The sequence below is a fragment of the Frankia sp. AgB32 genome (assembly GCF_023243045.1).
GTDB lineage: Bacteria > Actinomycetota > Actinomycetes > Frankiales > Frankiaceae > Frankia.
In genome coordinates this window covers 1-7,152 of the sequence record NZ_JALKFX010000269.1, presented here as the reverse complement: position 1 = coordinate 7,152, position 7,152 = coordinate 1, and the positions used below count along the sequence as shown (strand labels likewise).

5 protein-coding genes are annotated in these 7,152 nt (G+C 72.4%); 2 read left to right on the top strand and 3 right to left on the bottom strand.

The features are described from left to right. Positions 1-229 precede the first annotated feature (229 nt). Positions 230-1,252, bottom strand: a complete 1,023-nt coding sequence (locus MXD60_RS28270) for an MBL fold metallo-hydrolase (protein WP_248822747.1) — start codon at positions 1,250-1,252, stop codon at positions 230-232. 538 nt (positions 1,253-1,790) lie between these two features. Between MXD60_RS28270 and MXD60_RS28265 the strand changes: the two genes are divergently transcribed. Both MXD60_RS28265 and MXD60_RS28260 read left to right on the top strand, forming a co-directional pair. Continuing rightward, positions 1,791-3,071, top strand: a complete 1,281-nt coding sequence (locus MXD60_RS28265; protein ID WP_248822746.1) for an amidohydrolase family protein — start codon at positions 1,791-1,793, stop codon at positions 3,069-3,071. Between the two features lie 64 nt (positions 3,072-3,135). Further along, complete coding sequence (locus tag MXD60_RS28260) at positions 3,136-4,656, top strand: acyl-CoA synthetase (protein WP_248822745.1); 1,521 nt, start codon at positions 3,136-3,138, stop codon at positions 4,654-4,656. 108 nt (positions 4,657-4,764) lie between these two features. On the opposite strand, the gene MXD60_RS28255 is transcribed toward MXD60_RS28260, so the two are convergent. Next, positions 4,765-5,748 carry a class I SAM-dependent methyltransferase gene (locus tag MXD60_RS28255; protein ID WP_248822744.1) on the bottom strand — a complete coding sequence of 328 codons (984 nt, stop codon included), beginning with the start codon at positions 5,746-5,748 and terminating at the stop codon, positions 4,765-4,767. A 97-nt stretch (positions 5,749-5,845) separates the two neighbouring features. Next, the gene (locus MXD60_RS28250; RefSeq protein ID WP_248822743.1) at positions 5,846-7,027 is read right to left on the bottom strand and encodes a macrolide family glycosyltransferase; all 1,182 of its coding nucleotides are present in this window, start codon (positions 7,025-7,027) and stop codon (positions 5,846-5,848) included. Positions 7,028-7,152 lie beyond the last annotated feature (125 nt).

The window sequence follows — 7,152 nt, the reverse complement described above, 5'->3', positions numbered from 1 at the left end:
CCTCACGCTCAGCCCACTGCTTCAAGTTCACTTACGCATTATATCGCATACTCAAGCTGCGGCAGTTGACAACCCCTACCTTCGCGACCAGGTCCTGCGGACCAGGCAGCCCCTCTATGCCGCCTGACCCGCGCAAACACCTCTGGGACGCGGCCGAGCTCGCCCGGGGCTCGCCGATGGCCGCACCTTCGACGACTATCTGGCGAACGCGATGCTCGCAGGCCCCCGGTCAGGCTTCGGCTACGTGGATGACGTCGTCGATGCGTTGCTCCCGGAGGCGGCCCTGGGCGACGAGCAGGTCGAGGTGGGCGGCGGTTTCGCTGGTGGCGAGCATGCGGTTGAAGACGTCGAGGTCGTCGAAGGGCCGGGCGCGGCGGGTCCAGGGCAGGGCACGGGCGACCTGGTAGGCGGTGTCGGCGCCGGCGGTCACTGCGGCCACCGCGGCGTCGAGGCGTTCCGCGTGGTGTTCGAGGAGTTCGTCGACGCGGGCGTGGACGCTGTCGGTCACCGGGCCGTGGGCCGGTAGGAGCCGGGCGTCGGGCATCGTGCGGACCATCCGCAGCGAGGTGAGGAACGCGCCGAGGGGGAGCGGGCCCGGGTCGGTGGTGAGGCCGATCGACGGGGTGATGGTCGGCAGGACGTGGTCGCCGGCGAACAGCAGGCGTTCGGCGGGGTCGTGGAAGACCACGTGGCCAGGGGTGTGGCCGGGGGTCGGCAGGGCGCGCAGGGTGGTGGTGGCGAGGGGGACGTCGACCTCGCCGTCGATCCACTCGTCGGGCATCTCCCAGACACCGGGGCTGTCCGGGTTGTCCTGGATGCGCTGCTCCAGCTCGTCGGCGAGCGCGGCGGCGCCGAGCTGGCGCAGGCCACGGGCGCGGTGTTCGCGGGCGGGCAGCGCGCCGGTGTTGAGGAGCCGTTCCAGGGCGGGCTGCTCGCCGCGGCCCAGGGCGATCGTCGCGCCGAAGCGGCGGCGCAGCGCCACGGCCTGGGTGTAGTGGTCGCGGTGGACGTGGGTGACGAGGAAGCGCTTCACGTCGCCGAGACCGGCGCCGAGCTGGCCGAGCAGCATTTCGAGCTGGCGTTCGGACTCGGGCACCGACCAGCCGGCGTCGACGAGGACCAGGCCGCCCGGCTGCTCGATGGCGTAGACGTTCACCGCGCGCAGGCCGTCGTTGGGCAGCGGCAGGGGGATGCGGTGGATCCCGGGGTGGACCTCCTCGACGACCGGCTCGGCCCAGCTGTACCTGTCCATCTGGTCCCGCCCCTCCCCGTGCCGGGAGGACACTCCGCGGCGGTCGTGGCCAGCAGGGACGGTGTCCACTGGGGTCTGCCTCGACATTCCATCTATACATCTATCGGGGTACGTGGGGCGCTGGGTTCGGTCGCGAGCGCGCCAGACGCGATCATGCGAGTATTTGTCCTGTCGAGGGCCCCGGCCCGCCGCGGGAGCCACCGAGGAGTGATCGGGTGGGGTTCTGGAGCCTGCTGGAGGAGGCGGCCCGCAGCCGTCCGGACGCGGTGGTCCTCGCCGACGACCCCTCGCCGACCTGGTCGAACACTGCCGGGCCGACGGGCTCGCCCGGCACAGGTACCCGGAGCGCCTCGAACTGCTCGAGCGGTTGCCGCGCAATCCATGGGCAAGGTCCTCGCACGGCCCCTGCCCGCCCGACGCCACGAAGAGCAGTGTATGTGTCACTCTCCGCAATCATCAATCGTTCGGCTCTCAAATAGGCAGACGATAGGGTGTGGCGCGGCACAGTGCGCTACGTAACATTTGGGAAGAGGGTGCCGTGAAGGCTGAAGACATGATCCTTGTCAGCGTCGACGACCATCTCGTCGAGCCGCCGACCGTGTTCGACGGACGGCTGCCGGCGAAGTTCGCCGACCAGGCGCCCACGGTCATCAAGACCGACGACGGCAGCGATGTCTGGACGTTCAACGGCACGATCATCCCGAACGTCGGGCTCAACGCGGTCGCCGGCCGCCCAAGGGAGGAGTACGGCGTCGAGCCGACCTCGTTCGAGGAGATGCGCCCGGGCTGTTACGACGTCCACGAGCGGGTCAAGGCCATGAACGCCGGCGGTGTGCTCGGCTCCATGTGCTTCCCGTCGTTCCCCGGCTTCTCCGGCCGGCTGTTCGCCGCGGCGGACGACAAGGACCTCGCGCTCTCCGTGTTGCAGGCCTACAACGACTGGCACCTCGAGGAGTGGGCCGGCGCGTACCCGGGCCGCTTCATCCCGATGGCGCTGCCGATCCTGTGGGACGCGGAGCTCTGCGCCGCCGAGGTCCGCCGCGTCGCGGCCAAGGGCTGCCACTCGCTGACCTTCACCGAGAACCCGGCGACGCTGGGCTACCCGAGCTTCCACGACGCCTCCTGGGACCCGCTGTGGCGCGCCCTGTCGGAGACCGGCGTGGTCATGTCGATCCACCTCGGCTCGTCCGGGAAGCTCTCGATCACCGCACCGGACGCCCCGATCGACGTGATGATCACCCTGCAGCCGATGAACATCTGCCAGGCGGCCGCCGACCTTGTCTGGTCGCGGATCATCAAGGAGTTTCCGGACGTGCGCATCGCGCTGTCCGAGGGCGGCACCGGCTGGATCCCGTACTTCCTGGACCGCCTCGACCGGACCTACGACATGCACCACCTGTGGACCGGCCAGAACTTCGGCGGCAAGCTGCCGAGTGAGGTCTTCCGCGAGCGGTTCCTGACCTGCTTCATCGCCGACCCGGTGGGCGTGAAGCTGCGCCACGACATCGGCATCGACAACATCGCCTGGGAGTGCGACTACCCGCACTCGGACTCCTCGTGGCCGAGCGCTGCCGAGGAGCTGGAGCGGGTCACCGCCGGTCTCCCCGACGACGAGATCAACAAGATCACCTACGAGAACGCGCTGCGCTGGTACCAGTTCGACCCGTTCTCGCACCTGCCGCGGGAGAAGTCGACCGTCGGCGCGCTGCGGGCGGCCTCGGCCGACCACGACGTGTCGATCCGCAGCTTCGACCAGGGTCGCTTCGAGCGCCAGGTCGGCGTGAGCCTGGGTGACATCGCCAGCGGAGCGACGGCCTGAGCGGACAGCGGCCGGCGGTCCGCGCCGGCCGGTCCCAGCCCATCTGAAGCCCGGAGGAGCCAGCATGGCAGACATCGAGCATCCGGCGCGGTTCGCCGCCTCGGCACCGCGGCGGCCGGCGGTGATCCTCGGCGAGCAGGTCGTCACCTACGGGGAGCTCGAGGCACGCTCCAACCAGCTCGCGCACGCCCTGCGGTCCGCCGGCCTCGGGATCGGCGACCACCTCGCCGTCCTGATGGAGAACCGGACGGAGTACTTCGAGGTCGTCTGGGGTGCCCTGCGGGCCGGCCTGGTCGTCACGCCGATCAACTGGCACCTGACCGTCGCGGAGGCCGCGTACATCGTCGCCGACTGCGGCGCGGCCGTTCTCGTCGCGTCCGCGCCGCGAGCCGACGTGGTCGTCGGCCTCGACGCGCCGGCCCTGCGGGTGCGCCTGGCCGTCGGCGGCCCCATCGACGGTTTCGACCCCTACGAGCGGACTCTCGCCGCCCAGCCCTCGACGCCGCTCGACGACGAGTGCGAGGGCGCCTGGATGTTCTACTCGTCGGGCACGACGGGCCGACCGAAGGGGATCCGCCAGACCCGCGTCGGCGCCCCGCTCGGCGAACCCACCCCGTTCACCGCGATGATGCGGGCCCTCTACGGCGGGGACGAGTCGACCCGGTACCTCAGCCCCGCGCCGCTGTACCACGCCGCCCCGCTGGGCTGGGCGACCGCGGTGCACCGCCTCGGCGGCACGGTCGTGGTCACCGAACGGTTCGATCCGGTCGAGTTCCTCGGCGAGATCGAGCGGCACCGCGTCACCCTCGCCCAGGTCGTGCCGACCCACCTCGTCCGGTTGCTGAAGTTGCCGGACGAGGTGCGCACCGGGTTCGACCTGTCCAGCCTGCGGACCCTCGTGCACGCCGCCGCGCCGTGCCCGGTCGAGGTCAAGCGGGCCGTGCTGGACTGGCTGGGGCCGATCGTCCACGAGTACTACTCCGGCAGCGAGGGCGTCGGGTTCTGCACCATCGGCCCGCGGGAGTGGCTCGAGCATCCGGGCTCGGTCGGCAGGTCGATGCTCGGCCCGGTGCACATCGTCGGCGATGACGGCGCCGAGCTGGGGCCGCGTGCCGAGGGCCGGGTCTTCTTCGAGGGCGCCGCGACGTTCGAGTACACCGGCGGCGCCGGCCGGACCGCCGAGGCCTTCGACGACCGGGGGTGGGGCACCTTCGGCGAGGTGGGCTGGGTCGACGAGGACGGCTACCTGTACCTGACCGACCGCGTCTCCAACATGATCATCTCGGGTGGGGTGAACATCTACCCGCGCGAGATCGAGGACGTCCTCATCGCGCATCCGGCCGTCGCCGACGTGGTGGTGATCGGCGTGGCCGACGCGGAGATGGGCGAGTCGGTGCGCGCCGTCGTCCAGCCGCAGACGGAGCCGGTCGACCCCGGCGCTCTCGCCGCCGAGCTGACCGCGTTCGTGCGGGAGCGCATCGCCCATTACAAGGCCCCGCGCTCGGTGGTCTTCCTGGCCGAACTCCCGCGCCTGCCCACCGGCAAGATCGCGCGCCGGCTGCTGCCCGCCGAGGCGACGGCCTGAACCGCGCGGACGGCGCATCACACCTCCCCCCACCGGATGTCCCCCTCGACCGGGTCAACGAGGCGTTCCACGACCTGACGGCCATCGCCGTCAACGGGCGGATCCTCGTCACGCCCTGAGCTGGTCGGTGCGGCGTTCCCCGGTGACGAAGCGGCTCGCCTCGAAGGTGCCGGCGATCGACGGGTCGACGGGATGGCCGTACCGTTGCGCGGTCGCCAGCGACCGCTCGGTGCGGACGTCCCAGCCCAGCCGGCGCAGCGCGGCGGCGGCGTCGCGGCCCGGTTCGTCATGGACGAGGGAATGCAGGTCGATGCCCCAGAGCTGGCGGGCGACATCCAGGTCGCCGGCGGAGAGCAGGCGCTCGACCTGGCCGAAGTCCTCGACGGCGACCTGGCTGCCCGGCGCGGACAGGGTGCTGATCGTGTCGAGCAGGCGTTGCTCGGCCGCGGCGTCGAGGTAGGCCAGCAGGCCCTCGGCGAGCCACGCGGTGCGCTGAGCCGGGTCGTGTCCGGCGGCGTGCAGCGGCGCGGCCCAGTCCCGGCGCAGGTCGACGGGCACGAGCCGGTGCCGCGCGGCCGGCCTGGCGCCCTGCGCGCCGAGGACGGCCAGCTTGAACGACAGCACCCGCGGCTGGTCGATCTCGAACACGACGCTGTCGGCGGGCCAGTCCAGTCGGAACGCCCGGGTGTCCAGGCCGGCGGCGAGCAGGACGCCCTGGCGGATACCCGCCGCGATCGCGCCGGCGAAGTACTCGTCGAAGAACCTCGTGCGCACGCCCATGTACCGGGACATCAGCAGCCACTCCCCGGGAATCGGCATGCCGGCCAGTTCCTGCAGGTTCGTCGGCAGCTGCCGCGGCAGGTCGGCGGCGTGCACGAACGCCTCGGCGTACGGGTCGTTGATGAGGGCGTCCGGCCGGTGGGTCTCGATCGCCCGCGCGGAGGCGACACCCAGGGCGGTGACGCCGACGCCGGTCACGATGTCCCAGTCGTCGGCGGACGGTGCCTCGTCCGCACCGGCCCGGGCGGTGTCCTCGGCCCGAGGACGTTCCGGGCCTCCCGTAGTTGATCGGCTGCCGCGCGTGTTCGCCATGGACGGCAGCCTCTCGCCCCGCCGGTGGTTGCGCACCTCGGACGCCGCGGGTGGTGGGTGAGTGGGTGATGGGGTGGTTGCGGTGGTGGTGGCTGGCTCAGGGCAGGTGCGCCGCGACCGCGTCGGCCGCGTCGGCGATGCCACCCTGGGAGCGCAGCGCCGCCCGCACCAGAGCGAGCCGCTGGGCGATGTGCGGGGAGGTCGCGACCGCCTCGACCTCGGCCCGCAGCAGCCGCGGATCGACCTGCTGGGCGAGCAGCTGGCGGCTGATTCCCAGGGCGGAGAGGATCGCGGCGTTGCCGAACTGCTCGGCGGCCAGCGGGATCGCCACGGTCGGCACACCGAACCACGCCGCCTCGACGCAGCTGCCCATGCCGGCGTGGGTGACGAACGCCGACGCCCGGGCCAGCACGCCGAGCTGCGGCACGCTGCGATGCGCCTCGACGTTGACCGGCAGCGGACCGAGCCCGGCGGGATCAACGCGGCGCCCGACGGCCATCACCACATGCCAGTCGGTCTCGGCGAACGCCGCAGCCGCGGCCCGGTAGATGTCCGGCCGGTCGTTGAACACGGTGCCCAGCGAGATCAGCAGCACCCGGCGGCGGTTCGGTGGCGGCGCCCAGCTCTGCGCGGCCAGCCGGGCCGGATCCAGGCACGGGCCGACGAAACGCACCGTCGGCCGGACCCGGTGCAACTGCGGCTGCAGGACCGACGGGATCAGGCAGACCGCCGGGACCGCCGCCGTCATCCACTCCCACGCATCGCGGTCGATGCCCTGCCCGCGCAGCCAGTCGCCGTACGCCGCGTGGTAGCCGAGCCCGGCCGGCGAGGTGCGCGGCGGCCGGAGCATGGGGGCGTTCTCCGCCTCGAACCCCTCCCAGGGCATCCACGTCGGGGACAGCAGCACCGTGGGCACGCCGAGGCGGGCGCCGAGTACCGGCCCGGCCAGCGCGGCGATGTCGTGGATCACCAGGTCGGGGGGATCGGCGGTGAAGTGGTCGAGCAGCCGCGGCAGGCTGGCGATCCCCTCGTTCAGGAACATGTGGGTGTCGAGTTCGGCGATGGGGTTGTCCGGCCACTCGTCGTCCTCGGCCGGCAGCGTCGACGCGAAGGTCACCGGTTCGACGCCGGTGGGCGCGACGAGGCCGGCGAGTCGGTCGCCGATGGCATAACCGACCCGGTGGCCGCGGCGGACCAGCTCGGCGATGACGCCGAGCGAGGGGTGGACGTGGCTGGGCGTCGTGCAGCCGATCATGGCGATGTGGCGTGCGGTGGGCATCTGTCCTGCCATCGGTCGGGCCCCGCCCGACGTCGCGACGCGGGCGCCGCGGGGGAGGGGGACGGGCGGGACCGGGGGGCCCCCCCCCGCCGCGGCCGCCCCCGCCGCCCCGCGCCGCCCCGGGG